The organism is Pseudescherichia vulneris (assembly GCF_902164725.1).
Lineage (GTDB): Bacteria > Pseudomonadota > Gammaproteobacteria > Enterobacterales > Enterobacteriaceae > Pseudescherichia > Pseudescherichia vulneris.
Genome location: NZ_LR607338.1, coordinates 2,399,658 through 2,400,690 on the forward strand (window position 1 = coordinate 2,399,658; position 1,033 = coordinate 2,400,690).

At 47.6% G+C, this 1,033-nt stretch carries 1 protein-coding gene; it reads left to right on the forward strand.

Annotated elements, in window-relative coordinates; genetic code table 11:
- A partial coding sequence (locus tag FN633_RS10275) for an MFS transporter (RefSeq protein WP_208674033.1) occupies nt 1-884 on the forward strand: 884 nt, incomplete at its 5' end.
- Between the last annotated feature and the right edge of the window lie 149 nt (nt 885-1,033).

Sequence of the window (1,033 nt, forward strand, 5' to 3'; positions counted from 1 at the left end):
TGGCCATCGGCATTTTCCTGATGGGGCCAGGAAATGCGTCTATCCCGCTACTCCTGTCGATGATCCGAAAGCATTCCCTGACGGCAGGGCTTAATGCTACACGGCTCAATACGCAAATGCGTTCGGGCGTGTCCATTGTATGGATTGCGGGACCTGCTCTGGCATTTGTCTTCGCCGACAAATTTGGATTCACCTTTAATTTCCTGGCTTCAGCCCTGCTTTCAGCCATGACCTTACTTGCCAGCCAGTTGCTGCTTCCGAAGATTAAAAAAACAGTCGATACAGGCACAGCACAAACAGCTCAAGCCAGTAAAACCCCTATCACAGGTATGATTTGGGCACTGGGAGCAGTAATGATGCTGGCAAATTTGTCGAATAATATGTACCTGACCATTATGCCGCTGTACCTGGTAAAGGAGCTTAATTTACCAACCTCTTTTCCGGGCTTCCTGTTGGGCGCAACCGCGATAATGGAAATTCCCGTTATGCTTGCCGCTGCACATCTGGCAGGGAGAACAGGGAAAGAACCGCTAATTATGATCGGATTTCTCTTTGCTGCCGTCTATTACAGCCTGCTTCAGCTGGCCACTAACATGACCGAACTGATTGTGCTGCAACTTTTCAACGGATTATTCTTTGGTATCTTTGTCGGTCTTGGCATTTCTATTATTCAGGATGCTTTGCCAGAACGCAGCGGTTTTGCATCAGCATTTCACTCCAATGCCATGCGCACAGGCATGATGGCTGGTAACGGGATTGCCGGTCTGATGGCACAACTGGCAAGCTTTAAAATGACTTTGCTTGTTCCACTTTTATCAGTGTGTTGCGCTGCTTTATTGATGCTTTTCGTAAACAGAAGCCACTCTACAAAGAGCGTTCAGTAATGGGCTGACTACTCACATTAATATATGAACACACCACAATGAACCGGCGCTATTGCGCCGTTTTTGCAACTGAGGTGGGCAGCCTATGCGTGACAAAAACAGAACTCTGATCTTCCTGGTTGGTCCTTTTAAAAGGGCAAAATTCTCGC